We start from the raw sequence: 671 nt of genomic DNA, 5'->3' as shown, positions 1-671 counted from the left end.
GGCCCGTTTCAGCTGTTCCAGCACATCCGGGCGGATAAGTTGCTGGCCGTCCGCGCTGTGGGTCAGGTTGTTTTCCACAAACGGTTTCAGGTTCTGCTGATAGAAGGCATCGAGCGTGCCGCCGGGCTGGAAGAACCGCTCGAACTCACTGAGCGGCACATCCTCCGTCGCGTCCGGGTTGAACGGATAGCGGCCGGCCAGGTAGGTCTGGTACTGTCTGACGACGGTGTCGTGCCATTCGATTTCCAGCGAACTGATGGCTTCCTTCATCACCACCCGCCAGGCCTGTTCGGCCAGCTCGCCGACCCAGCGGTTGAGCGGTTCCGGCAGGTTTTTCGCCCGCTGCTGGACGTCGAAAATCGGGTCGCCGTTATGCTGTTCCAGCCGCTGCTGAACGGCGCTCAGGGCGGCTTTCCCCGGGACCGGCGCGTTCTGAATCGCCAGCAGGTACCGGTGCAGCGCCACCAGTTGCTGGTAAACCCCCTGTAAGGTGCTGTTTTTATCCCCGGACTCCACCAGCACCGCGGTTTCCGGCGCGAATTCCCGGTGAATACGCGCCCGCAGGCGGTAATCCGGGGTATCGCGTAACGCCTGCCGGGCTTTGGCCGGCAGCGTCTCGTCAATCCCCGGCAGGCGGGTGTTGTCACTCAGGATTTGCAGGGCGCGGCTGA

The 671-nt window shown here is 63.3% G+C and carries 1 pseudogene; it reads right to left on the bottom strand.

Annotated elements, in window-relative coordinates:
• A pseudogene (locus tag ACGF49_RS24690) lies at positions 1 to 671 on the bottom strand (type VI secretion system membrane subunit TssM); the annotation flags it as partial.

The organism is Photorhabdus sp. RM96S (genome assembly GCF_042879335.1).
GTDB lineage: Bacteria > Pseudomonadota > Gammaproteobacteria > Enterobacterales > Enterobacteriaceae > Photorhabdus > Photorhabdus kayaii.
This window is presented reverse-complemented; position numbering and strand designations above follow the sequence as displayed.